Here is a 25,215-nt window from a genome sequence, read left to right on the forward strand (position 1 = left end):
TGCGTCCGGTCAGGCGTTCGCCATCCCCTTGCGGACGTCCTTGTCGCTCATGGACATCCCGTGTTTGTCCTGGGCGTGTTCGCGGACGATGTGGATGACCTCACCCTCCTCGTTCGCCCGAATCATGAAGTCGCAGTCTTCCATCGTACACTCGAACTGTTTTGCCATGTTAGTTCACCGCATGAGAGAACGACGCCAAAGAACATAATTCTCGCCCTGAAACCCCGAAATTCGAGAGTTTCAGGGAATACAGACAGAACTCAGGCCAGCGGCGTCCGCTCGACGACCGTTCCGTTGACTGTCGGATACTGTTCGGACGCGACCTTTTACGCTGCGCTCGCTCCCGCTCGCTCGGTAAAAGCTCGGCCAAAAGCCCGCGTCGACCCCTCTGGGGTCTCCTTGGCCCGCTCGCTCCCGTCGGTCGCTCGCGGTCCGACTCAGGCCAGCGGTGTCCGCTCGACGACTGTTCCGTTGACCGTCGGATACTGCTCGACAATCTCACCCTTCTCGACGTCGCCCTCGGTGACCATCTCTTCGAGGAGCCACCACGCGAGTTCGACGTGTTCGGACTTGACGGTGTAGAAGTCTTCCGGCACGCCGAGGTCCTGAAGCCGCTGTTCGGTCACCCAGGTCTTGCCGTAGACGATAGTGCCGTCGTCGGTGATGTCGTCGAACTCCCGACGGATGTTCTTCGCCATGCGCTTCAGGCGGTTACGGTGCTGGGCGGCGTCCTTGAAGACGCTCGTACAGAAGTAGACGCGTTCGTGGTCGCCCATCTCGTCGAGGATGGCTTCTTTCGAGCCGTCGACGGCACTCATGTGGCCCTCCTGCAGTTCGTAGCCCTCCTCCTGCATTCTCCTGTAATTCCCGTCGGACATCTCGAACTCGTTGATGTTACAGAACTCCGCGGCACCCTCGTCGAGGAAGTCGAGGAACTCCTGTTCGGCGCGGATGCCCGGAATCTCGAAGGCGGGCGTCAGCCCCTCCTCGCGAGCGATGTGGAGAATCTCCTCCCACTCCGTGCCGTGCATATCGCCCCAGAGCTCGTACGGCGGGTGGAAGCGGATCTCGTCGAGACCGGCCTCCGAGAGGCGGCGCATATTCTCGCGGCCGCCCGTGATGCCCGTGTAGAGATGCGTATGGTGGTCCTCGCCGAACTCGTCTTTGAGCAGCGAGAGGTAGCGACAGGTCTTGTCCATCGCTTCCTGCGGTTCGCCACCCGTGATAGACGTCCCGAGGGCGTCCATCCGCTTGGCCTCGGCGATGACGTCCTCGTCGGACTCGACCTTCCGCTCGTTGGCGTAGACGTCGGTGACGTTCTTGCGGTTCTCGCCGAGGGGGCAGTAGAAACAGTCCCGTTGGTCGCAGTAGCCGTAGACGAACAGGACCATCTTCCCACCCATGGCGCACTGTTCACAGCCCTTCGAAATCATTCGTTGTCACACTAGTATTCGGCCGAAACCCAAAAGCAGTGCGACTTGCGGATCCGGCGTGTGACGTCGTGTCGTCCCACGGACGCGGGTCGTCGTGGCGGCCCACGTGACGTCGGCTCGGTGGTTCGGCCGTCGACGCGGTGGCCCAGTCGTCGACCCGCTGGCTCGGCCGTCGCCGCGATGATTCGACCGCCGACACGGTGGTTCGGCCGCTGTCGACACACCGTCCGCTCGGAACCGCCAGCCGCGGCCGCTTCCCCGAACACAAATATAGCCCCGTGACATACGTTCGCCCGATGCTATTGGTCCTCTGTGTCGACCTCGACGACGACCTCGGCCGCAAGACGGGGATGCGCACGCCCGTCCTCGGCCGAGACGACGTCGAAGAGGCTGCGGTCGCGCTGGCGACCGCCGACCCCGAGGACTCGGACGTGAACGTCCTCTTCCAGGGGATTCACGTCTACGAGGAGGTGGCCGCCGAGCAGAGCGAGGAGGTCGAGGTGGCCGCCGTCACCGGGGTCAACGGCAGCGACGTCAAGGCGAACCGGGTCGTCGGCGAGGAGGTCGACACCGTCCTCGCCAGCCTCCAGACCGGCGAGAACGTCCGCGCCATCGTCATCACCGACGGCGCGCAGGACGAGTCCGTCCTCCCGGTCATCCGCTCTCGGGTGCCCATCGACGGCGTCCGCCGCGTCGTCGTCCGGCAGGCCCAGGACTTGGAGTCGATGTACTACACGATGAAGCAGGTGCTCGCCGACCCCGAGACCCGCGGGACCATCCTCGTCCCGCTCGGTATCTTGCTTCTCATCTACCCCTTCGTCGTCGTCGCGAGCCTGTTCAACGTCCCCGGAACGACCGTCTTGGGACTTATCTCGGCACTCTTGGGTCTCTACACGCTCTTTCGCGGACTCGGCTTGGAGTCCGTCGTCGACGATACCGCCGAGCGCGCCCGGAACCTCCTCTACGCCGGTCGCGCGACGCTCATCACCTACGTCGTCGCCGCGGCGTTGCTGGCGGTCGGCGGCTTGCAGGGCCTGGAGACGCTCCGGGCCGTCGAAGACTCCTTCGGCCCGAGTCTGGCACCCGCCGTCGTCCTCGCCTCGCTCGTCCACGGCGCGGTCCAGTGGTTCGCCGTCGCCGGGATCACCAGCAGCCTCGGCCAGGTGACCGACGAGTATCTCGCGGGGCGGTTCAAGTGGCGCTATCTCAACGCGCCGTTCTACGTCGTCGCCATCGCACTCGTGCTCTACGCCGTCTCGGGCTTTTTCCTCTCGGACGTCGTCGGCATCGGCTCGGCGGCGGTCGGCGAGGTGACGGTCCGGACGGTCGGCCTGACGGGACTGGCCGTCGCGTTGACGGTCGGGACGCTGTTGGGCGTCTTCAGCACGGTGGCCTTTGCGATTGCGGAGTCGCGGTATCCGACGGGCGCAGAAGCGGCTTGATGTGTGACGTTCCGTTGTTTCTCTCGGAGACGTCGGCGCGGGGTCTCCAGTCGACACTGACTGTTTGACCGTCTCGAAAGCCCACGCGTTGTCGACTCGCGCGAATCGCTGCGCCCTTCGCTCACTCCGTTCGCTCCAGTGCTTGCTTCTTCGTGCTTCGCCGACAACGCGTCCCCTTTCAGTCCCGCCCGACGAAACCACACCCTCCCCAACCGATTCGTTCGCTCCCGCTGGTCGCTCACTCATCCCTCGCACGAGCGGCCTCCGGCGATAAAACGCCGGAAGGCCGCGCGCCACCGCAGGAGTGTCGTCACTCGTCGGTCCGAAGTCTCGAAAACAGTCGCTTTGACCTTCTACCGCTCGCGGACGATGACGAACTCCGCGAGGTCGCGCAGATACTCTTGGGCCTCCGATTCCTCGACTGAGGCCGCGTCGAGTGCCGCGAGTGCCTTGTCGGCCTGCGTCCGTGCGCGTTCGTTGGCCTCTTCGGGCGTGAGATCCGTCACCTGCACGAGCGAGGGGCGGCCCATCTCCTCGTCTTGCCCCGTCGGCTTGCCCAGCGACTCGGCGTCGGACGTCGCGTCGAGCACGTCGTCGCGGATCTGGAAGGCGACGCCGACGCGCTCGGCGTACTCGCCGAAGGACTCGACGGTGAAGGCGTCTGCTCCGGCGGCGATAGCTCCGAGTTCGGCCGCAGCCCGAAAGAGAGCGCCCGTCTTCCGGCGCGCGAGTTCCATATACTCCTCTTCGTTCGAGGGTTTGGCGACGAGTTCGGTGGCCTCGCCTTCGCCGAGTTCGACCATCGACTCGGCAACGACCTGCATCGCCTGTTCGTTCGACGAGAAGAGCGCGAACGCTTCGCCGAGCAGGCCGTCGCTGGCGACGATGGCCGGGCCGTAGCCGTACTCGGCCCAGGCACTCTCGGAGCCGCGGCGGATGTCCGAGCGGTCGATGATGTCGTCGATGACCAGCGAGGCGTTGTGGACGAGTTCGATCCCGACCGCGAAGTCGACGGCGTCCTCCGGCGTCCCGCCCGCGGCTTCGCAGGCGAGAATCGTCACTGCGGGGCGGACGCGCTTGCCACCCGCGAGCGCGACGTGTGCGAGTTCGTCCGAGAGCTCGTCGGGTTCGACTGCCTCGATGACGTCCGTGAGGCGGCCGTTCACGAGGGTGACACGGCGCTCCAGATACTCCATTGTCGGTGTCGTAGGGTTGGGTAGGGAAGTACGTACCGGATTAGTGGGAAAAGCGGCCGACCGGCCGCTGGCGCGTGAGTCGATTCGGGCGAAAAAGACCGTCGACCGGTCGCGCTACTGGAACTCTTCGATGAGCGCGGGCACCACGTCGAACAGGTCGCCGACGACCCCGTAGTCGGCGATGTCGAAGATGGGCGCGTTCGGGTCGGTGTTGATGGCGATGATGGTGTCGCTTCCCTTCATCCCGGCGACGTGCTGGACCGCGCCGGAGATCCCGATTGCGAGATAGACCTTCGGCGTGACGACCTTGCCGGACTGCCCGACCTGGCGGTTCTTCGGCAGCCAGCCGGCGTCGACGATGGGTCGCGAGGAGGAGAGCGTCGCACCGAGCGCGTCGGCGAGCCGCTCGACGAGTTCGATGTTCTCCTCGTCCTCGATACCGCGACCGACGGAGACGAGCACGTCTGCCTCGGAGATGTCGACGTCGCCCGCACCGACCTCCTCGAAGCCAGTGACGCGCGAGCCGATAGCGTCCTCGTCGATACCGGCGTCGAAGGCGGCCACGTCGGCGTCGCCCGTGCCCTCGGCGGCGGGCCACTCGCCACCGCGGATGGTGACGGCGACGCGCTCGGCGTCGACTTCGAGGGTCGTCTCGACCTTCGAGCCGTACATCTCTCTCGTCGCCGTGAGCGCGCCGTCCCACTCGAAGGCGACAGCGTCGGAGACGAGCGGCAGGCCCAGCCTGTTGGCGACGGCGGGCGCGTAGTCCAGCCCGTTGACGCTGTTCGGCATCAGGACGACTGCGGGCGACAGCTCGTCGGAGAGTGCCTCGACGGCCTGCGTGTAGACGTCGTGGTTGAACTCCTCGCCGTAGGCGACGGTGTGGATGTGGTCGACGCCCTCGCGGTTGAGCTGGTCGGCGAAGCTGTCGACGTCGCCGGCGACGACGGCGAGATGGAGGTCGCCGCCGGTCTCGTCGGCCAGTTCGCGGCCCGCGCTGATGATCTCGAAGCTGACGTCGCGGAGGTCGCCGCGGCGGTGTTCGGCGACGGCGAGCACATCACTCACCTCGCCGCCGTCCGTCACCGGCTCGTAGTCGCTCATTCTGCCCCCACCCCCTTCTCACGGAGGACCGTCGCAAGTTGCCCGGCGGCCTCCTCGGCACTGCCGTCGAAGATGGTCGCTTCTGACTCGCTTTCGGGTTCGTACATCTCGGTCAGGACGAGGTCGGACTCGACGTCGGCGACACCGAGACCGAGGTCGTCGAGCGTCTGGGGGGCGATTTCCTTGGACTGCGCCTGCCGGATGCCGCGGAGGCTGGCGTAGCGCGGTTCGTTGATCCCGGTCTGGATGGTGAGGACGGCCGGGAGGTCGACCTCGGTCAGCTCCTCGACGCCGCCTTCGAGTTCGCGGCGGACGTTCGCGACGTTCTCGGCGTGGAGGGCGTCGATGTCCAGCGCGTTGACGACGGCGGCCCAGTCGGAGCCGATTGCGTCGGCCAGCGAGACGCCGGTCGCGCCGAAGCTGTCGTCGCTCGCCTGGACGCCGGTCAGGACGAGGTCCGGCTCTTCGGCTTCGACGACGGCGCGGAGGATACGGGTCTTGGCGGCGACGTCGAGCAGCTCCGCGTCTTCGAGGGCGTCGTCCCAGACGCGAATCGCGCGGTCGACACCCTTCGCGAGCGCCATCCGGATCGTCTCCTCGCTCCGTTCGGGACCGATGGTCACGCTGACGACTTCCACGTCGTCACCGGCTTCCTGAATCTGGACGGCTTCCTCGACGGCGTAGTCGTCCCACTCGTTGAGGTCGTACTCGAGGAACTGCTCGCCGATCTGCGTTCCTTCGATCTCGAAGTCGTCCTCGACTTCGGCCACCTCCTTGACGGTCACGAGAACCTTCATGATTGACCACTATCTCCAGTAGGTGGTAAACGCTTTCGGAACTTCCCGGTGGGAACCGTGACGACCGGACGAAACCGCGCCTACCGTCGACGTTGCGGCCTACGCCTCGTCGGTCGGCCGCGGGTCCTCGTCCGGTAGCGAGATGAGGTTCTCGCGGCCGATGCGGAGCTTGTTCACTCGGTCCTCGTCGGCCATCGACGAGAGCAACTGCGACACCTTCGCGTCGGACCAGCCGGTCTTCTTGACGATGTCGGCCTGCCGCATCCGGCCACCGTTGCGGTCGAGCAGATGTTCGACCCGCTCCTCGTCCGAGAGCAACGAGAGGTCCTGCTCCGGCTCGTCGGTCTCGTCCGACTCGGAGTCGGCCACCGCTGTCGCCGCCCCTCCTGCCGGACCGTCGCGTGGCTCGCCCCCGTCGGCACCACCGGCGTCGGGTATCTCGTCGTCCTGTTGCCGGAGATACCACACGCCAGCGACGACGAGCAGGACGGCGATGCCGACGCCCGCGAGGAACTCGGGCGAGAGGGCACCGAACGGCCCGTCGCCGCCGTTCAGGCCACCCGCCCCGCCGGTCGGGCCGTAGACGACGTAGACGGGGTTACTCCGGAAGTCCCGCGGCCCGTCGGTGACGAGCGAGCCTTCCTCGTTTCGCGCCTGGAAGCTACTTTGGACTTCGTAGCCGTCCGGCGTCTCGATTCTGAGCGTCTGGTCCGCGCCGAGCCACGGGAACCACGTGCCGCCGTCCGGCGTCGTGAACACGTCACGGACCTCCAGACGGTCGCCGTCGGTCCGTTCGGCGAAGTCGGTCCAGGTGAACCGCATCGTCAGGACGCCGGTCGAGTTGTCGTCGGTGATCCGGCCGTCGTACTGCACGTCGCGGATGACCATCTCACGTCCCGTCGACTCCGACGCCAGGTCGGCGTAGTTTCGGAAGGTCCCTTCGTCGAGGCTGCTGTTCGCCCCTCCCGACTGGAGTTCCGCGACGAGTCGGTCGAACGCGCGGACGTCGGCCTCCGAGTCGAGGGGGTGGCGAGTGACGATCTCCCACGTCGCGTTCGTGTCCGCGGCGACCCTGATGACGATATCCGTCCCCACCGAGGCGTTCTCGCTTTGGCTCTGCTGGAGCGCGAGGGGCGTCGACCCCGGTGACGTCCGGGCTGTCGGGTCGTCCGGAGCCGCACCGGCTGCCACGACGGGGGCACCGACACCGGCGACGAGGACGAGGAGGGCGAAGGCGAGGGCGGCGTGCCGCATATGCTGGCAGGGTCACTTCGCGGACTGAAAACGCTTTCCATCGGGTGATATTTCCCCGTCGAGAGACGGTCGAGACGGCCGAATTCGCCATGAGGGCACGTCCCGACCACTTTTAGTACGTGCGCGGACAACGGCCGTCTGATGAGACCACTCCCCGTGCTGTTCGCAGTGCTCCTCCTCACCTCCTCGGTGGCAGCTACCGCAGGTGTTCCCGGTCTCGCCCCCGCGTCGATCCAGTCCGGCGACGTGTCGTCGTCCGTCGACGCCGCACAGAACCGGACACTGGCAAACGTCCTGACACTCGCCCCGAGCGACACCGAACGGACGAACTTCAGCCAGTCGGGGGCGAACGCGAGCGCGGCCCTCTCGCTTCGGGATGTCCGCCTCTCACGACAGCTGAACGCCCAGCGGACGGAGACGCGGCTCGCCGACGTAGAGAGCGATACCGAGAAACAGGCCTACATCCGCCGTGCACTCACCGAAGTCGAGATCCGGATGAACGAACTCCGGCAGACCGAACGCGAGGCGTTCAGACGCCACAGTACCGGCGAGTTCAGCACGACCGAGCTGGTCACCGAGCTCGCCCGCGTCGACACGGTCTCTCGTCAGCTCGCACAGAACGCGACACGGCTCGCGGACGCTGGCGAGGACATCGAGGGGTTCAGCGTTCAGACGCGCGTCGACGCGATCCGCCTCGAACTGCGGACGCTACAGGGACCCGTCCGGGCACACGCGGCGGCAGTCATCCGCGGTGACTCCTCGCCGACTCGCGTCTACGTGCACACCACCCCCGAAGGCGTCGTCCTGTCGACCATCCAGGAGCGGACGTTCGTCAGGGAAGTGTACGACGGCTCCCGTCGACTGACCGGAACGAACGCCGTCACCGGCGAAGAGATCGAGCCGCTGATGAGTGAACGCTATCCGTCGCTCACCCAGCGTGGCCGTATCTCCGCCCAGACTGCACGTGAAGGAGACATCTGGGTCGCAGTCGTTCCTCACCGGCGAGGAGGTCTGACCGCCTACATCGACAAGACCGACCCCGGTAGTATCTTCAAAGAGGAGCGGTCGCTGGTGCTCAACCAGACGCCGCCGTCGGAGCCGGTCAACGAGACTCGCGTCGGTCTCCGGCTCACGGTCCATCCCTCGTATCCCGGCGGCCCGATGCTCGTCTCCGTCGAGGACGCACAGACCGGCGACCCCGTCCGCGCGGACGTGAGCCTCATCACCGCGCCGCAGAGCAACAGCCAGCCGGTCGAACTGGGGACGACGAACGAGACCGGCCATCTCTGGACGGTCTCGCCGGGCGAGGAGTTCACCATCCAGGCGATCAAGACCGGCACGCAGTCCGTCGTCGACATCCGCGTCGAACCGGTCGCGCCCAACGCGGTCTACGACGATGACGGCGGGACCGACAACCAGACGGGGCTCGCGGCACCGCCCGAACGGCTCGGCTGACACGCGACGCTGACCTTTTTATCCGAACCCGCGGCCATCCCCAGCCGTGCCTTCGCCATCTGCGACTGAGCGCGCCGTCTCACCGGTCGTCGGCGTCGCGCTCGTCCTCGTCGTGACGGTCTGTCTCGCGGCCGTCGTCGGCGCGGGCGTTCTCGCGACCACGACGCAGCTCCCCGAGGAGCGGTCGGCGACGCCCGTCGCACTCTCGCTGTCCGTCTCGGGGGACCGACTCACGCTCGCACACCGTGGTGGCCGCGCGCTCGACGTCAGCGAGTTGGGAGTCACTGTCGCCGTCGACGGAACCGAGTTACGCCACCAGCCGCCGGTCCCGTTCTTCTCCGCGCGCGGCTTCCGTGCGGGACCGACCGGGCCGTTCAACGTCGCGAGCGACGGCTCGTGGTCGGTCGGCGAGACGGCGAGCGTCGAACTCGCGTCGACGAACAGCCCGCAGTTGACGTCGGGGGCGACCGTCACGGTCCGCATCGTCGCCGACGGCAGGCCGGTCGCGCGGCTGTCGGCGACGGTGTGAGAGACCGCAGTGTCGCAACAGGAGAAAGAAACGTTACTTCTCGGGCGCCCGCGCGACGGTCGTGATGGCGCGGGGACTGCCCGGTTTGCGCTGTTGGATGTGGTGTTCGATGTCGACGAAGCCGGCCTCCTCGAACATCCGCTGGGCCTCCTCCTCGTCGTAGAACAGCATGATGGCGTCGGCCATCTTCTGGAAGACGGTCGACTTCGGATAGTCGGGGCCGACGACGAGCACCTTGTGGCCCGGCTTGACGACGCGGCGGAACTCTTCGAGCGCGTCGACGGGGTTCGGCCAGTATTCGATGGAGCCCGAGGACCAGATGGCGTCGAAGGAGCCGTCTTTGAACGGCAGCCGTTCGGCGTCGCCGCGGTGGAACTTCACCTGGTCGTTCTTGCCGAACTTCTTCCACGCCTTCTGCATCTGGTGGATGCTCTGGTCGAGACCGTAGACGTGTTCTGTGTGCTGCAAGAGCCCCTCCGTGGCGAACCCCGTCCCACAGCCGACGTCGAGGACGTGGTCGTCGGCCTGGAGGTCGAGCAGCCCCAGGGCCTCGTCGCGCATCTCCTCGTTCCAGATGAACGGGTTGACCTGGTCGTAGACCTTCGAGAGGTACTTGTAGAACAGGCGGGCCCGTGCTTTGTTCTCGAGGACTCCCATTGAATCGCGCTTAGGAGTGGGGAGGCATAACGGTGCGGATTCCGCGACGGGCCCCGGAGTGCCAGACGCGGGAGCCATCTCCGGCCATCGTGCGAGAGCGTTCCGCAAACACCTTATACGCCGCTCGCACAACTTCCCAGTGATTAGTGAGTATGCCGAGACCAGAGGTTCTCGAACGGATTAAGACGGCCGAGGAAGAGGCCGACGACATAGTCGAATCCGCCGAAGCGACACGCGAAGAGCGTATCGCCGAGGCGCGCAACGAAGCGGACGAGATCCGCGAGAAGGCGCGTCGTGAGGCCGACGAGTTAGAGGAAAGCCGCCTCGCGGAGGCGCGTGAAGAGATCGAAGCCCGCCGCGAGGAACTCCTCGAAGAGGGTGTCGAAGCCCGCGAGGAACTGGTCGAAGAGGCCGAGTCGAACGTCGACGAGGCAGTCGAATACGCCATCGAACAGTTCGAGGAGGCGGTGAATGCTCAGACCTGAACAGATGAGCAAGGTCTCGGTGACGGGATCAAAGCGGTTCATGGACGACGTCATCGAGACGGTCCACGACCTCAACCTCCTGCACGTCACCGAGTACGACGGCTCGTGGGAGTCGTTCGGACAGGGCGACCCGCTCGACGGTGCCGAGGGTGCCTCGGACAAACTCGTCACTGTTCGCTCGCTGGAGAGCATCCTCGACGTCGACGCCGAGGACGCGGGACCGACCCGCATCGTCGACGACGACGAACTCGAGGCCGAACTCGAAGAGGTTCGCGCGCGCGTCAACGAACTCGACGACCGTCGTGACGAGCTCCGCACGGAGATCCGCGACATCGACGAACAGATCGGCGCGATGGCGCCGTTCGCGAAGCTCGGTATCGACCTCGACCTCCTGTCGGGCTACGACAGCATCCAGGTCGCCGTCGGCCAGGGCAAACCCGACACCGTCGAGGACGCGCTCGCTCACGCGAACGAACTCCAGGTCTACGACGTCTTCTCGGAGGGCAACGTCGTCGCCGCCTTCGCCCGTCCCGAGGACAGTACGAACGATAGTGCCCTCACCGACGCACTCGTCGGTGCGGACTTCGCCGCACTCAGCGTCCCCGAGGCGGACGCGTCCCCCGAAGCGTACGTCGAAGAACTCGAACAGCAGAAGCGAGAGCTCCGCTCCGAGCTGAACACCGTCGAAGACGAGCTCGAATCGGTGAAGCTGGAGGCGGCCGGCTTCCTGCTCGCCGCCGAGGAGAAGCTCTCCATCGACGTCCAGAAGACGGAGGCACCGCTCTCCTTTGCGACGACGGAGAACGCCTTCGTCGCCGAAGGCTGGATTCCGACGACGAAGTTCGGCGACTTCGTCAGCGGTCTCAACTCGGCCGTCGGCAACCACGTCGAAGTCGAGGAGCTCGAACGTGCGAGCTTCGACAGCAGCGGTCACGAGTCCGTCCGCGAACCCGTGGGCGACCAGGGGTCCGGCGTCGCCGCTGACGGCGGGCAGGACGTCGTGATGCAGAAGGACGACCCGCCGGTCGTCCAGGACAACCCCGGCGCGGTCAAACCGTTCGAGATTCTGGTCAACGCAGTCAGTAAGCCGAACTACAGGGAGTTCGACCCCTCCGTGTTCGTCTTCCTGACGTTCCCGGTCTTCTTCGGCCTGATGATCGGTGACCTCGGCTACGGGATGCTCTACTCCGCGATCGGCTACTTCCTCTACACGAACTTCGAGGACCGTCCGGCGTTCAAGAGCATGGGTGGTATCACCCTCTTCGCCGGTGTGTTCACGATGCTGTTCGGTATCCTGTACGGCGAGATCTTCGGCTTACACCTGATCGCGACGTACTTCTGGGAAGGCGTCGTCGGTCTCTCGCACGCCCCCATCGAGAAGGGGCTCTCACCCGCCGGTATCAGCTGGGCGATTACCTGGCTCGTGGTGAGCGTCTTCATCGGGATTCTCCACCTCAACATCGGGTGGATTCTCGACTTCATCGAGACGACCGAACTCCACGACGTCAAGCACGCCATCTACGAGAGCGGCTCGTGGCTCATCATGATGAACTCGCTGTGGTACTGGATCTTCAGCCAGCACTACGGTGACTCGAAGCCGGCGTTCCTGTTCACGCTGTTCGACGGGACCGGTGCCGCACCGGAGTCCCAACAGCAGTATTTCGAGGCCGTCTTCAACCTCGGATTCAACGGGTTCCCGGCGATGGAGCTGTTCACCATCCCCGGTCTCGGCATCTCGCTGTCGGTACCGCTCGTGGTGTTCTTCATCGGGCTCGCGCTCCTGATCGTCGGTGAGCCCGCGGAGGCCGTCGAGTTCCTCAACGTGCTCGTCAACGTGCTGTCGTACGCACGGATCGGTGCCGTGCTGCTCGCGAAGGCCGGGATGGCGCTCGCCGTCAACCTGCTCGTCTTCGGTGCGTACCAGCACGACGGCGAGATCCACTTCATGCTCGAACACGGGCCACAGTGGGTCATCAACGAGTACGGAGCCGAGGCGATCATGTTCGAGGGGCTGTTCAACGGGGGCGCGGCGCTGTTCCTCGTGGGCATCCTCGTGCTGCTGCTCGGCCACGCGCTGGTGCTCATCCTCGGTGTGACGAGTGCCGGCCTGCAGGCCGTCCGTCTCGAGTACGTCGAGTTCTTCGGCAAGTTCTACGAGGGCGGCGGCAGCGACTACGAACCGTTCGGCTACGACCGGCAGTACACGACGAAAGACTGACCGTCGGTCTCTGGTCACCCACCGTGGGTGGCTCCACGGACTCTTCTTCCTGCGCGGTCACGCGCTTCCCGCTTCCGACCGGACCACGCGCTCACCGTTTCCACCGGTCGGTCTCGCAACGCTGGCTGCACCGCGACGTCCAGCTGTCCGTTTCGGGTGACGCTCGGCGACAGGTAGCGAGGCCGTCCGGGACGGTCCGTCAGCACTCCCCGTTGGCGCGACCCCCGTTGGGAGTACGGACCGCCCGTACGGATGTTTCACCCCTGTTTTGCTGGAACCTCGTCAAACACTTTGGGAAGCTTTATGACTGCCGTGTGGACACATACGAACGTTCGGAGACGACCGACACAACTACAGAGGACCTACCAATGCTCGACATCGCCAACATCGTGATGCAGGAAAGTGCAGCAAACGGCCCGGCTATCTCCGGCCCCGCCGCCGCGGCTCTCGCCGTGGGTCTCGCCGCCGCCGGTGCAGGCTACGCAGAGCGTGGCATCGGTGCCGCAGCAGTCGGCGCCATCGCCGAGGACGACAGTCTCTTCACGCAGGGCCTGATTCTGACAGTCCTGCCGGAGACGCTCGTCATTCTCGCGCTCGTCGTCGTGTTCATCGTCGGTTAAACGCCTCCTCTCCCTTTCACAATGAGTTTGGATACTGTCGTTGAGGACATTCGAGAGGAAGCCCGCGCGCGCGCGGATGAGATCCGCAGCGACGGCGAAGCCCGCGCTGAGGAGATCATCGCGGACGCCGAGGCCGACGCAGAGCGGATCATCGAGGAACGCGAGGAGGCCGTGGAGAAGCAGATCGCCCAAGAGCGTGAGCAGACCCTCTCCTCCGCGAAGCTCGAGGCCAAACAGCAGCGCCTCGAAGCCCGTCGTGACGTACTCCAGCAGGTACGTGGCGAGGTCGAAGACGAACTCGCCGCACTCGGCGGCGAGAAGCGCGAAGAGCTGACCCGAGCACTGCTCGACGCCGCCGCCGAGGAGTTCGACGGCGACGACGAGGTTCGGGTCCACGGCCGCGCCGACGACGAGGAGCTTCTGACCGAGATCCTCGCCGACTACGACGGCTACAGCTTCGCCGGTGACTACGACTGCCTCGGTGGCGTCGTCGTCGAGAGCGAGACCTCGCGGGTCCGTGTGAACAACACCTTCGACTCTGTCCTCGAAGACGTCTGGGAGGACAACTTGAAGGAACTGAGCACCCGTCTGTTCGACCAATGAGTACTACCGGAAGTTCGAATCCGGAGTATGTCAACGCCCGCGTCCGTGCACGACGTGGTGCCCTGTTTAGTGACGAGGAGTACCGTAAGCTGACCCGCATGGGTCCGGCCGAGATCGCCCGCTTCATGGAGGAGTCGGAGTACGAAACCGAGATCAACGCGCTCGGGAGTCGCTACTCCGGCGTCGACCTCATCGAGTACGCGCTGAACCGCAACCTCGCGAAGCAGTTCAACGACATCCTCGAGTGGGCCGACGGCCGACTGTACGGGCTCATCGCCCGCTATCTCCGGAAGTTCGACGCGTGGAACGTCAAGACGGTCATCCGTGGCGTCTACGCCGACATCGACCGCGAGTCAATCGACGCAGACCTCATCCGCGCCGGTGAGTTCGACGACCGCTTCCTCGACCGCCTGCTCGACGCGAGCAGCATCGAGGACGTCGTCACGGCGCTCGACGGAACCATCTTCGCCGACGGGCTCGAGGAGGCCTACGAGGATTACGAGGAGACGAACGTCCTCGTTCCCCTCGAGAACGCCATCGACCGCGCGTTCTACGAGAACCTGCTCGGCGGACTGCGCGGCGGCGAGGCCGTCGACCTGTACCGTGAGTTCCTCGAAGCGGAGATCGACTTCCGAAACGCCCGGAACGCACTGCGACTCGCTCGCAGTGGGGCGGACATCGACCCCTCGGCGTACTACATCGAGGGCGGGAACCTGTTCAAAGAGAGTGAACTGTCTCAGCTCGCGGCCAACCCCGACGAGCTGGTGACTCGCATCCGCGAGAGCACGTACGGTGACGAGCTCTCCGTCGCACTCGACGAGCTGGAGGACGCAGACAGCCTCATCAGCTTCGAGCGCGCCCTCGAGGCCGCGCTCCTCGAGTACTCCGACGGACTCGGCTCCGTCTTCCCGCTCTCTATCGGGCCTATCATCTCGTACATCCTCGCCAAGGAGCGCGAGGTCGACAACATCCGGGCGATCGCCCGGGGCCGCGAGGCCGGGCTCGACGAGGACGAGATCGAAGCGGAACTGGTGATACTATGAGTCAGGAGATCGCCGTCGTCGGCAGCCCCGACTTCACCACCGGTTTCCGACTCGCTGGCGTTCGGAAGTGCGAGAACGTCGCCGAGGAGGAGAAAGACGAACAGCTCGACGACGCCGTCGAGCGGACACTGGCAGACGACGGGGTCGGCATCGTCGTGATGCACGCAGACGACCTCGACCATCTGTCACGGAACGTCCGCAAGTCGGTGGAGACGAGCATCGAACCGACACTCGTCACGCTGGGCGGTGAGGCTGGCAGCGGTGGCCTCCGCGAACAGATCAAGCGAGCTATCGGTATCGACCTAATGGACGAATAACAATGAGTCAGGCAACACAGCAAGAGACCGTTCGTGAGGACGGTATCATTCAGAGTGTGAGTGGTCCGGTCGTGACCGCCCGAGACCTTGACGCCCGGATGAACGACGTCGTGTACGTCGGTGACGAAGGGCTGATGGGTGAGGTCATCGAGATCGAGGGCGACTTCACGACCATTCAGGTGTACGAGGAGACTTCCGGCGTCGGCCCGGGCGAACCCGTCGAGAACACGGGCGAGCCGCTGACGGTCGACCTCGGTCCCGGCCTGCTGGACACCATCTACGACGGTGTCCAGCGGCCGCTGGACGTGCTGGAAGAGAAGATGAACAGTCCGTATCTCGACCGCGGTGTCGACGCACCCGGCATCGAGATGGACAAGAAGTGGGAGTTCGTGCCCACCGTCGAGGAGGGCGACGAGGTCGCCTCCGGTGACGTCCTCGGGACGGTCCCCGAGACGGTCACCATCGAGCACAAGGTGCTCGTCCCGCCGACGTCCGAGGGCGGCGAGGTCGTCTCCATCGAGGAAGGCGAGTTCACCGTCGAGGAAGTCATCGCGGAACTCGACACCGGCGAAGAGATCACGATGCACCAGGAGTGGCCGGTGCGTGAGGCGCGTCCGTCCGAGACGAAGATGACGCCCCGCGAACCGCTCATCTCCGGGCAGCGTATCCTCGACGGCCTGTTCCCCATCGCGAAGGGTGGGACGGCCGCGATTCCCGGTCCGTTCGGGTCGGGTAAGACCGTCACGCAGCACCAGCTCGCGAAGTACGCCGACGCGGACATCATCGTCTACGTCGGCTGTGGTGAGCGTGGCAACGAGATGACGGAAGTCATCGAGGACTTCCCGGAACTCGAAGACCCGACGACCGGCAACCCGCTGATGGCCCGGACGTCGCTCATCGCCAACACCTCGAACATGCCCGTCGCAGCCCGTGAGTCCTGTATCTACACGGGAATCACCATCGCGGAGTACTACCGTGACATGGGCTACGACGTCGCACTGATGGCCGACTCCACCTCGCGGTGGGCAGAGGCCATGCGCGAGATCTCCTCGCGTCTCGAAGAGATGCCCGGTGAGGAGGGCTACCCCGCCTACCTCTCGGCGCGTCTCTCCGAGTTCTACGAGCGTGCCGGCTACTTCGAGAACATCAACGGGACCGAGGGTTCGGTCTCCGCAATCGGTGCAGTCTCGCCGCCCGGCGGTGACTTCTCCGAGCCGGTCACCCAGAACACGCTGCGTATCGTCAAGACCTTCTGGGCACTCGACGCCGACCTCGCAGAGCGTCGTCACTTCCCGGCAATCAACTGGAACGAGTCCTACTCGCTCTACCGGAACCAGCTCGACCCGTGGTTCGTCGAGAACGTCCGCGACGACTGGCCCGAGGAGCGGCAGTGGGCGGTCGACGTGCTCGACGAAGAGGGCGAGCTGCAGGAGATCGTTCAGCTCGTCGGTAAGGACGCCCTGCCGGAGGACCAGCAGCTCACCCTCGAGGTGGCTCGCTACCTCCGTGAGGCGTACCTCCAGCAGAACGCGTTCCACCCGACGGACACCTTCTGTCCGCCGGAGAAGACGTATCTCATGCTGACGGCCATCCACACGTTCAACGACGAGGCCGCGAAGGCCCTCGACGCCGGTGTCCCTGTCGAAGAGATCATCGCCATCGAGGCCGCCCCGCGCCTGAACCGTATCGGCGTGCAGGAGGACTACGAGGAGTACGTCGCGGAACTCAAAGACGAGATCACCGAACAGCTCCGGGAGCTCTACTAATGAAAGAGTACCAGACTATCACCGAGATCAGCGGTCCGCTGGTGTTCGCCGAGGTCGACGAGCCCATTGGGTACGACGAAATCGTCGAGATCGAGACGCCGCAGGGCGAGACCAAGCGCGGCCAGGTGCTCGAATCCTCGGACGGCCTCGTGGCCATCCAGGTCTTCGAGGGCACCACCGGTATCGACAGAAACGCGTCCGTCAAGTTCCTTGGCGAGACGCTGAAGATGCCCGTCACCGAGGACCTCCTCGGCCGGGTCATGGACGGGTCCGGCCAGCCGATCGACGGCGGCCCGGAGATCGTCCCCGAAGAGCGTCACGACATCGTCGGTGCCGCTATCAACCCGTACTCCCGTGAGTATCCCGAGGAGTTCATCCAGACGGGTGTCTCGGCCATCGACGGCATGAACACGCTCGTCCGTGGACAGAAGCTGCCGATCTTCTCGGCGTCCGGCCTGCCCCACAACGACCTCGCACTCCAGATCGCCCGTCAGGCGACGGTGCCGGAGGACAACCAGGGCGACGACGGCGAAGAGAGCGAGTTCGCAGTCATCTTCGGCGCGATGGGTATCACGGCCGAAGAGGCAAACGAGTTCATGGAGGACTTCGAGCGCACCGGTGCACTGGAGCGTTCGGTCGTCTTCATGAACCTCGCGGACGACCCCGCAGTCGAGCGGACGGTCACGCCGCGACTCGCGCTCACCACGGCCGAGTATCTCGCCTTCGAGAAGGACTACCACGTGCTCGTCATCCTGACGGACATGACCAACTACTGTGAGGCACTCCGCGAGATCGGTGCCGCACGTGAGGAGGTCCCGGGTCGACGTGGCTACCCCGGTTACATGTACACCGACCTGGCACAGCTCTACGAGCGTGCCGGTCGTATCGAGGGTCGTGAGGGGTCTGTCACGCAGATTCCGATCCTCACCATGCCCGGTGACGACGACACGCACCCGATTCCCGACCTGACGGGATACATCACCGAGGGCCAGATCTACATCGACCGTGCCCTCAACAGCCAGGGTATCCAGCCGCCGATCAACCCGCTGCCGTCGCTGTCTCGGCTGATGGACGACGGTATCGGCGAGGGGCTGACCCGCGAGGACCACGCCGACGTCTCCGACCAGATGTACGCCGCGTACGCCGAGGGTGAGGACCTTCGCGACCTCGTGAACATCGTCGGTCGCGAGGCACTGTCGGAGCGTGACAACATCTACCTCGACTTCGCCGAGCGGTTCGAGGAGGAGTTCGTCGACCAGGGCTTCGACACCGACCGTACCATCGACGAGACCCTCGACATCGGCTGGGAGCTGCTCTCGATGTTCCCGAAGTCGGAACTCAACCGTGTCGACGAGGAACTCATCGAGAAGTACTACCACGAAGACAAAGAGACGGTCGAAGCCGAAGCGTAATCGGCTGACACCAGCGACTTCTTTCGGGGCCACCGCGTAGCTCGCGGTGTTGCCTGACTCTCTCGTTTCCGTCGCCGAGAGCGGCAGCACCGTCCGAGAGTCGAGACGCTCTCCGGCGAGACAGTAAAAGGTTAACACCCTCGACGCACAACCCCCCGACAACGAATGGCCGAAGACGTCAAACCCACCCGGAAGAACCTCATGGAGATCGAGGACCGGATCGAACTCTCCGAACGGGGTCACGACACGCTCGAACAGAAGCGTGACGGGCTCATCATGGAGTTCATGGACATCCTCGACCAGGCACAGGACGTCCGCGCCGGTCTCTCCCAGGACTACGAGACCGCCCAGCGCAAGCTCAACATGGCCCGCGCCATGGAGGGCGACGTCGCGGTTCGCGGAGCCGCGGCCGCGCTCAAGGAGCATCCCGAGATCACGACGCAGTCGAAGAACATCATGGGCGTCGTCGTCCCGCAGATCGAATCCTCGAAGGTCAAGAAGTCTCTCGACGAGCGTGGCTACGGCCTGCTCGGCTCCTCGGCGCGCATCGACGAGGCCGCCGACGCCTACGAGCAGCTGCTCGAATCCATCATCCTCGCCGCCGAGGTCGAGACGGCGATGAAGAAGATGCTCGAAGAGATCGAGACGACGAAACGCCGCGTCAACGCACTGGAGTTCAAGCTGCTGCCCGACCTCTACGAGAACCAGGAGTATATCGAGCAGAAGCTCGAAGAACAGGAGCGTGAGGAGATCTTCCGGCTGAAGAAGATCAAGGCCAAGAAGGAAGAAGAGGAGAAGGCCGAGAAGGAAGCCGAAGCCGCCGAGGCGGCCGAACCGGTCGAGACCGTCACCGCGGACGACTAGGCTCCGCTGTTTTCCATGGTCTGTCCACAGTGTGACGTCGAGACGGCCGTCTTCGCCGTGCCGCCCTCGCTCCGTGACTACGTGCCGTCGGCGTCAGCGTCGGCCTCGTTCTGTCCACAGTGTCTGCGCGTGCGTAGCGTCGACAGCGAGCCGCCGGACGACGCCGACTTCGGTGTCGTCGGTCCGTTCTTCCCCGACGGCGAGGGCGGTGTCGCGACAGCACTCCTCGTCGGGAACCTCGATTCGCTCGCACTCAACCGCAGTGCCATCGAGGTGCTCGCAGCACACGCCGAGCGGGAGGGCGTCGATCTCTTCTTGGTGCTCTCACGGCTCGCAACGGTGGCTCCCGAGGCCCACGTCGACCTCGACAGGCGACTCGTGCAACTCGAACAGCTGCTCGATTGATCGGTCGTATATTTTCACTATCAGAAAGATTGATATGTCTGTGTTCGCCGTTCGCAGTGTTACGCAGGGGGTGATGTAATGTCAACTGAACACAGATTCGTTGGTGGCCCTATGTCGACATCTTCAGCCTCGCTCGCCGGGACGCTCGACCGAACCGACATCCACGACATCTTACGGAACGACCGTCGGCGTCACGTGCTGACATCGTTGCGGGGAGACGACGGCTCGATGTCGCTGCGCGACCTCTCGGAGGTCATCGCGACGGAGGAGACGGGCGAGGACCCCGCGCCGCGGAACGTCCGCCAGAGCGTCTACGTCTCGCTACACCAGACGCATCTCCCGAAGCTGGACGACCACGGGGTCGTCGAGTACGACACGGACGCCAAGACCGTCACGCTCGCCGAGGGGATCGACGACGTCCGCGTCTACATGGAGGTCGTCCCGGGCGACGACATCTCGTGGGCCGAGTATTATCTCGGACTCACGGCACTCGCGCTCGCACTCGTCGCCGCCCACGCGGCCGATGTCCCCACGGTGAGTGCCGTCGACCCCCACGCCCTGTTCACGATCCTGTTCCTCGCGTTCGGCGTCTCTGCGAGCTACCACTTCCTCCGACAACAGCAGCTGCTGCCCGACTGGTTCGACCGGTCGCACTGAGCGGCTGCCCGCCTCCTTTCGGGTCCGTATCGCAACTGACGAAGAGAAGAGTAGTTCCGAGCCGTCGTTGCTTAGACGCCGGTGGAGTAGCGGAGGATACCGGCGACGCCGCCGAAGGCGTCCATGAGCTGTTCGCCCTTCTCGAAGTCCGTGCTGATGAACTTCGTCTCGGTGCCGCGCTGTTCGGCGATGGCCATCAGATGCTCGATGACGTCCTCGCGTTCGCGCACTTCGGCTTCCTCTTTGCACTCCGAGCAGACGTGGTCGGGCGTCTTGTGGCGGCTGTCGACGACCTCGAACTCCTCGTGGCCGTTCGGACAGTCGTAGACGACGACGTCGCTACGGAGGTCCTCGGAGAGGAGGAGCCGGTCGACCGAACCCATGACGAGGTTCTTCCGGGTCGGTTCGAAGCCGTAGGTGGCCTCGTTGCCCCGGTGGAGCTTCTCGAAGAACTCCTCCATCTGGGACTTGTCCTTCATGACCTCCTGGTCGGCCAGCACGTCCTGGGCGGCGTCGACGAGGTCGCCGAGACCCGACTCGTCGGTGTAGGAGACGTCGAACTTGCCGACGACCTTGTCCTGCAGTTCGTGGTGGAGATAGCCGCCGTCGAGGAACTCGTCTTTCGTCGGCGAGGGACCGCCCACGAGGATGCCGTCGAGTTCGTGGCGTTTCGGGACCATCAGGTCGTCGGCCATCCCGGCGACCTCCTGATAGAAGTTGTCGATGGCTTCGAGCCGTAGGCGGGCGAAACGCTGGGCGGACTGACCACCTTTGCGCTGCTTGCCGGGGACGAGCGACGAGGCGGACTTGACGGGTTCGATGCGCTTGCCCTTCAGCCAGCCGACGTTGGCCTCGCGGCGGTCGAGGACGATGAGGCCGAACAGGCCCTTGTCGGCCAGCATCTCCTCCAGCGGCTCGGTCAGGAACGCCGAATCACAGTGGTAGCGGAAGGACTCGACGGGCTGCGGCGGGCTGTCGAGGACGCGGGTGACCATCTCGGTCTGGCCGCCGCCGCTGTCGACCGCGCCGGAGAAGAGGACGATGCCGTTCTCCGGCGGGAAGGTGTCGTAGTAGCGGAGTCGGTCTTTGATACTCGTCAGTGCGTCCTGGACGTTCGTCCGCGTCTGCTTGGACTTGATGTTCGCCGCCTCGCTGTGCTCTTGGACGACGTGGGCGACGACGTCGGAGATCTGCTTGTCTTCGGGGATGTAGATGGTGACGAGCTGGGTGCCGGAGCCTTCGTACTCCTGTAGCTCCTCGATGACCTTCCGGAACTCGTACTTCCGTCGGTCTTCGCTCGCCCCCTCGGCGTTACTACTCATTGTCGGTACTAGCCCGGCCAGTGGCTAAGTAACCTTTGACTGTCCGTCCCGGCTGTCATCACGGCTCACCCTCGCCTCCTGTTCGCTTCACCGGACAGTCGCCGAACCTGTCATTTCGGATGAAACTACCTTTATATACGTAACGCGGGACTCACACATAACTCAACCATGGCTCGGGTAATCGCGGTCGCCAGCGCGAAAGGTGGCGTCGGCAAGACGACGACGACGGCAACGCTCGGGACAACACTCGCGGCGGCAGGCGCACGCGTCGTCGCCATCGACGCGGACCTCGGGATGGCCAATCTCGGGGACGCCCTCGGGATCGACGCCGACGATGCGACGCTCCACGACGTCCTCGCCGGGCGAGCCGACGTCGAGGCGGCGACCTACGAGGGACCGGCGGGACTCGCGGTCGTCCCCGGCGACACGGATCTGGCGGCGTTCCCCGACGCCGACCCGGCGAACCTCCGGGACGTCCTCGGCGAGTTCATCGACTACGACTACGTCTTGCTCGACACGGGCGCGGGACTGAGCCACGACAGTGTCCTCCCGCTGGGTCTTGCCGACGACGTCCTGCTCGTCACCACGCCCGACCCGAACGCCGTCGGCGACACGGCGAAGACCCGAGAGGTGGCCGAACGCCTCGGCAGCTCCGTCGCGGGCGCGGTGGTCACCTGCGTCGACCTCGACCAGCTCGCCGACGAGGACTTCGCCTCGGCACTCGACGTCCCACTGCTCGCGACCGTTCCGTCCAGTCCGCTCGTCGCGACTGCGACAGCCGGTGACCCGGTTTCGCTGTCCGACCCGACGAGCGACGTCGCCGCCGCCTACCGTGGTCTCGCCCGCGAACTGACGGGTGAGACCATCGACGAACCCGACGTCGAGACGGACGAAGACGACGAAGACACGGCGACTGTCGAGAACGACGAAGCAGGCGAAGGCGACGAAGCGAGCGAGAGCGAGGACGAGTCCGACGCAGACGACGACTCGGAGGCAGAGACCGAGGTCGTCGCGGACGAAGACGAGGCAACGGAAGAAGAAGAGGAAGACCCCGACGCGGTCGTCGCGGACGACGCAGACGACCCCGAAGAAGCTGAAGAAGCCGAAGCAGTCGACGAAATCGAAGACACGGGTGAGACAGACGACGAGACCGACCCCGAGACAGAGACCGTCGGTTCGGACAGCGAAGACACCGAAGACGTCGAAGACGACGTTGCGGATGCGGCGTCCGACGCCGAGGAGCCGGACGACTCCGACGAGGCCGAGGCGGAGACCGGAGCCGTCGACGCCGACGACTCCGACGAGGCCGACACGGAGACCGAAGCCGTCGACGCCGACGATACTACCGAGACTGACGAGACCGACGAGGACGACGTGCTCGTCCCCGACGCCGAGAGTGGTGACGCGGCGGAGGCTGCGGAAACGTCTGAATCGGCGGACGACGGCGGCGTCTACGAGACCTCGCTCGTCGAGGAGGCCGAGGCGAGCGGCACGTCGGACGCCGACGGCGAGACCGACGGTGACTCCGGCGACGACGATGACGACGGGGGGAGTTCGGGCTTCCTCGGCCGACTCCTGGGCTGAAAACGGGAAGTTCTTTTAGCCTCGTCCTCGGAGTGCCGATATGGCTGACAACGAATCCGTCTCGTTCTGGTGGGTCGCACTGTTCTTGCTGCTCGCGCTCGGACTGGGTGCTGCCGCTGTCTTCGCCGTCGGCGGGACGCTCATCGCGTAACCACCGTTTTACTCGTTTCTTCGAAAAAGAGCACTTCTAGAGCCGCTTCTCACCTCTACATCGAGTCCGGTGCCTCCACGCCGAGCACGCCCAGCGCGTTGGCGACGGTGTGGCGGGAGGCGTCGACGAGCGCGAGGCGAGCGCGCTTCGTCGCCTCGTCGTCGGCGTTGAGCACCGAACACTCGCGGTAGAAGCCGTTGAAGGCCTCTGCGAACTCGCGGGTGTAGGTCGCGACCGTGTGGGGTTCGAGGTCCTCGGCGGCGGTTTCGATAACGGCCGGGAACCGGGCGATGGTCCGGAGGAGATGCTCTTCGGCCTCCGTGGAGAGGACCGCGGGGTCGACGTCGGTCGGTTCAATTCCTGCGTCCTTGGCCTCGTCGAGGATACCACAACAGCGCGCGTGGACGTACTGGACGTAGGGTGCGGACTGCGCCTCGAAGTCGAGCGCGCGGTCCCACTCGAAGGTGATGGCCTTCGTCGGCTGCTTGGAGACGATGTCGTAGCGAACCGCACCGATGCCGACCTGGTGGGCGATACGTTCGATGTCCGCTTCGTCCAACTCGTCGTCGCGGATGCGGGAGTCGAGCCGCGACTCCACCTCGTCGCGGGCGCGGGAGACGGCCTCGTCGAGCAGGTCGTCGAGGTCGACACCGGTGCCGGCGCGGGTCGACATCTTCCCCTCGGGGAGGTTGACGTAGGAGTAGATGGCGTTCTGGAGCTTGTCGGTGTCGTTACCGAGAATCTCCAGGGTGGCGTTGAGCTGGTCGGCCTGCAGTTTGTGGTCCTCGCCGAGCACCGTGACGGCGCGGTCGAAGTTGTCGAACTTCCACTCGTGGTGCGCGAGGTCGCGGGTCGTGTACAGCGAGGTCCCGTCCGAGCGCAGGAAGACGAGCTTCTTCTCGATGTCCCAGTCTTCGAGGTCGAGCTGCCACGCCTCTTCTTCGAGGACGGCGTACTCGGTGTCTTTCAGGCGGCTTGCGATCTCCTTCGTCGAGCCGTCGAACATGAACCGCGTCTCCTTGACGAACTCGTCGAACTCGGCGGGCAGGCGGCCGAGACACTCCTTCATCCCCGAGAGGACCTGGTCGACGACCTCCTCGACGCGGGCGTAGGTCTCCTCGTCGCCCTCCTCGATACCCTGGAGGATCTCCGAAATCTCTTCCTCGGCGGCCTCGACTTCGGCGGGGTCGCCCTCTTCGAGGACCTGGTTGCCCTTGCGGTAGTAGCGCACGAGGTCGTACTCGATGCGGTCGCGTTCGGGCTCCTCGTCGAGGTCGTCCTCGTCGAAGGTCTCGTAGGCCCAGGTGAAGACGGCCATCTGGCGGCCGGCGTCGTTGACGTAGTAGTGGCGTTCGACGTCGTAGCCGGCGAAGTCGATGACGTTGGCGATGGCGTCGCCGAGGATGGGGTTGCGAGCGCGGCCGACGTGGACCGGGCCTGTCGGGTTCGCGCTGGTGTGTTCGACGACGACGGACTCTCCTTGATCCTCCAGACGGCCGTACGCCTCGTCGCCCGCAGCGTCGAGGGTATCGGCGAGGTATCTCTCAGTCGTGTGGAAGTTGACGTACGGGCCGCCGGTGTCGACGTGGTCGATGTAGTCGTAGCCGTCGAGCTCGATGTGGTCGGCGATGTCGACGGCGATCTTCGGCGGCGGCGCGCCGACCTCGCTCGCGAGGCGGAACGCCACGCTGGAGGCGAGTGTCGCGGATACGTCTTCGGGTGGCTCCTCCACGCCGAGGTCGTCGGTCGGCAGGTCCATCGCCGCGAGTGCGTCGGCGAGGGCCGCCTCGACCTCGTTACGGAACGCTCTGAACATGGAGTGTCGTTTACGAGCGTCGGGTAAATGGGTTTCTAAGCTCAGAGGTCTTGTGTCACGCCGTGACGAGCGAGCCGAACGGCTT

At 65.1% G+C, this 25,215-nt stretch carries 24 protein-coding genes; 15 read left to right on the top strand and 9 right to left on the bottom strand.

The features are described from left to right. Nucleotides 1–9: 9 nt before the first annotated feature. Both BLR57_RS01900 and BLR57_RS01905 read right to left on the bottom strand, forming a co-directional pair. On the bottom strand, nt 10–168 hold the full coding sequence (locus tag BLR57_RS01900; protein ID WP_089693586.1) for a DUF1059 domain-containing protein: 159 nt from the start codon (nt 166–168) through the stop codon (nt 10–12). 269 nt (nt 169–437) lie between these two features. Then, nucleotides 438–1,433, bottom strand: a complete 996-nt coding sequence (locus BLR57_RS01905; RefSeq protein WP_089693588.1) for a radical SAM protein — start codon at nt 1,431–1,433, stop codon at nt 438–440. Between the two features lie 296 nt (nt 1,434–1,729). Here BLR57_RS01905 and BLR57_RS01910 point away from each other — a divergent pair, with 296 nt between their 5' ends. After that, on the top strand, nt 1,730–2,875 hold the full coding sequence (locus BLR57_RS01910; protein WP_089693590.1) for a DUF373 family protein: 1,146 nt from the start codon (nt 1,730–1,732) through the stop codon (nt 2,873–2,875). A 353-nt stretch (nt 2,876–3,228) separates the two neighbouring features. Here the strand turns inward: BLR57_RS01910 and BLR57_RS01915 are convergent, their stop codons facing one another. The 4 genes from BLR57_RS01915 to BLR57_RS01930 form a co-directional block, all read right to left on the bottom strand. After that, on the bottom strand, nt 3,229–4,071 hold the full coding sequence (locus BLR57_RS01915; protein WP_089693592.1) for a polyprenyl synthetase family protein: 843 nt from the start codon (nt 4,069–4,071) through the stop codon (nt 3,229–3,231). 114 nt (nt 4,072–4,185) lie between these two features. Continuing rightward, nucleotides 4,186–5,139: an electron transfer flavoprotein subunit alpha/FixB family protein gene (locus BLR57_RS01920; protein WP_089695455.1), complete on the bottom strand. Its 954-nt coding sequence runs from the start codon at nt 5,137–5,139 to the stop codon at nt 4,186–4,188. Between the two features lie 32 nt (nt 5,140–5,171). Then, nucleotides 5,172–5,972: an electron transfer flavoprotein subunit beta/FixA family protein gene (locus BLR57_RS01925; RefSeq protein ID WP_089693594.1), complete on the bottom strand. Its 801-nt coding sequence runs from the start codon at nt 5,970–5,972 to the stop codon at nt 5,172–5,174. 99 nt (nt 5,973–6,071) lie between these two features. After that, nucleotides 6,072–7,226, bottom strand: coding sequence for a helix-turn-helix transcriptional regulator (locus BLR57_RS01930; protein ID WP_089693596.1), 1,155 nt, complete (start codon nt 7,224–7,226; stop codon nt 6,072–6,074). Nucleotides 7,227–7,367: 141 nt separating this feature from the next. Between BLR57_RS01930 and BLR57_RS01935 the strand changes: the two genes are divergently transcribed. Both BLR57_RS01935 and BLR57_RS01940 read left to right on the top strand, forming a co-directional pair. Continuing rightward, nucleotides 7,368–8,681, top strand: coding sequence for a DUF7096 domain-containing protein (locus BLR57_RS01935; RefSeq protein ID WP_089693598.1), 1,314 nt, complete (start codon nt 7,368–7,370; stop codon nt 8,679–8,681). A 46-nt stretch (nt 8,682–8,727) separates the two neighbouring features. Next, entirely contained in the window at nt 8,728–9,210 is a 483-nt protein-coding gene (locus BLR57_RS01940; RefSeq protein WP_089693600.1) for a type IV pilin domain-containing protein, read from the top strand. A gap of 33 nt (nt 9,211–9,243) precedes the next feature. Here BLR57_RS01940 and BLR57_RS01945 read toward each other — a convergent pair whose 3' ends face one another. Then, nucleotides 9,244–9,867, bottom strand: coding sequence for a methyltransferase domain-containing protein (locus BLR57_RS01945; RefSeq protein WP_089693602.1), 624 nt, complete (start codon nt 9,865–9,867; stop codon nt 9,244–9,246). A gap of 152 nt (nt 9,868–10,019) precedes the next feature. Between BLR57_RS01945 and ahaH the strand changes: the two genes are divergently transcribed. The 11 genes from ahaH to BLR57_RS02000 all read left to right on the top strand — a co-directional run bounded on the left by ahaH (nt 10,020) and on the right by BLR57_RS02000 (nt 20,257). After that, nucleotides 10,020–10,352: an ATP synthase archaeal subunit H gene (ahaH, locus tag BLR57_RS01950; RefSeq protein WP_089693604.1), complete on the top strand. Its 333-nt coding sequence runs from the start codon at nt 10,020–10,022 to the stop codon at nt 10,350–10,352. Then, complete coding sequence (locus tag BLR57_RS01955; RefSeq protein ID WP_089693605.1) at nt 10,339–12,570, top strand: V-type ATP synthase subunit I; 2,232 nt, start codon at nt 10,339–10,341, stop codon at nt 12,568–12,570. The genes ahaH and BLR57_RS01955 overlap by 14 nt, the downstream gene beginning before the upstream one ends. Nucleotides 12,571–12,962: 392 nt before the next feature. Then, a complete protein-coding gene (locus BLR57_RS01960) occupies nt 12,963–13,190 on the top strand; it encodes a F0F1 ATP synthase subunit C (RefSeq protein ID WP_394327567.1) in 228 nt (75 codons plus the stop codon). 21 nt (nt 13,191–13,211) lie between these two features. Next, a complete protein-coding gene (locus tag BLR57_RS01965) occupies nt 13,212–13,793 on the top strand; it encodes a V-type ATP synthase subunit E (protein WP_089693609.1) in 582 nt (193 codons plus the stop codon). Further along, on the top strand, nt 13,790–14,836 hold the full coding sequence (locus BLR57_RS01970; protein WP_089693611.1) for a V-type ATP synthase subunit C: 1,047 nt from the start codon (nt 13,790–13,792) through the stop codon (nt 14,834–14,836). The genes BLR57_RS01965 and BLR57_RS01970 overlap by 4 nt, the downstream gene beginning before the upstream one ends. Continuing rightward, a complete protein-coding gene (locus tag BLR57_RS01975) occupies nt 14,833–15,153 on the top strand; it encodes a V-type ATP synthase subunit F (protein WP_089693613.1) in 321 nt (106 codons plus the stop codon). Before BLR57_RS01970 ends, BLR57_RS01975 begins: the two co-directional genes overlap by 4 nt. A 2-nt stretch (nt 15,154–15,155) precedes the next feature. Next, nucleotides 15,156–16,919 (top strand): ATP synthase subunit A, encoded by a 1,764-nt coding sequence (locus BLR57_RS01980; protein ID WP_089693615.1) that lies wholly within the window; start codon nt 15,156–15,158, stop codon nt 16,917–16,919. Then, a complete protein-coding gene (locus BLR57_RS01985; protein WP_089693617.1) occupies nt 16,919–18,331 on the top strand; it encodes an ATP synthase subunit B in 1,413 nt (470 codons plus the stop codon). Before BLR57_RS01980 ends, BLR57_RS01985 begins: the two co-directional genes overlap by 1 nt. 165 nt (nt 18,332–18,496) lie before the next feature. Then, nucleotides 18,497–19,195: a V-type ATP synthase subunit D gene (locus BLR57_RS01990; protein WP_089693619.1), complete on the top strand. Its 699-nt coding sequence runs from the start codon at nt 18,497–18,499 to the stop codon at nt 19,193–19,195. A 15-nt stretch (nt 19,196–19,210) separates the two neighbouring features. After that, entirely contained in the window at nt 19,211–19,600 is a 390-nt protein-coding gene (locus tag BLR57_RS01995; protein ID WP_089693621.1) for a DUF6276 family protein, read from the top strand. A gap of 111 nt (nt 19,601–19,711) precedes the next feature. Further along, entirely contained in the window at nt 19,712–20,257 is a 546-nt protein-coding gene (locus BLR57_RS02000) for a DUF7344 domain-containing protein (protein WP_089693623.1), read from the top strand. Nucleotides 20,258–20,328: 71 nt separating this feature from the next. Here BLR57_RS02000 and prf1 read toward each other — a convergent pair whose 3' ends face one another. Beyond that, nucleotides 20,329–21,579 carry a peptide chain release factor aRF-1 gene (gene prf1 / locus BLR57_RS02005; protein ID WP_089693626.1) on the bottom strand — a complete coding sequence of 417 codons (1,251 nt, stop codon included), beginning with the start codon at nt 21,577–21,579 and terminating at the stop codon, nt 20,329–20,331. 168 nt (nt 21,580–21,747) lie between these two features. Here prf1 and minD point away from each other — a divergent pair, with 168 nt between their 5' ends. After that, on the top strand, nt 21,748–23,163 hold the full coding sequence (minD, locus tag BLR57_RS02010; RefSeq protein ID WP_089693629.1) for a cell division ATPase MinD: 1,416 nt from the start codon (nt 21,748–21,750) through the stop codon (nt 23,161–23,163). A 206-nt stretch (nt 23,164–23,369) separates the two neighbouring features. On the opposite strand, the gene argS is transcribed toward minD, so the two are convergent. Then, nucleotides 23,370–25,130: an arginine--tRNA ligase gene (argS, locus tag BLR57_RS02015; protein WP_089693631.1), complete on the bottom strand. Its 1,761-nt coding sequence runs from the start codon at nt 25,128–25,130 to the stop codon at nt 23,370–23,372. Nucleotides 25,131–25,215: the final 85 nt, after the last annotated feature.

This window comes from Halogranum gelatinilyticum (assembly GCF_900103715.1).
In the GTDB taxonomy this organism is placed as follows: domain Archaea; phylum Halobacteriota; class Halobacteria; order Halobacteriales; family Haloferacaceae; genus Halogranum; species Halogranum gelatinilyticum.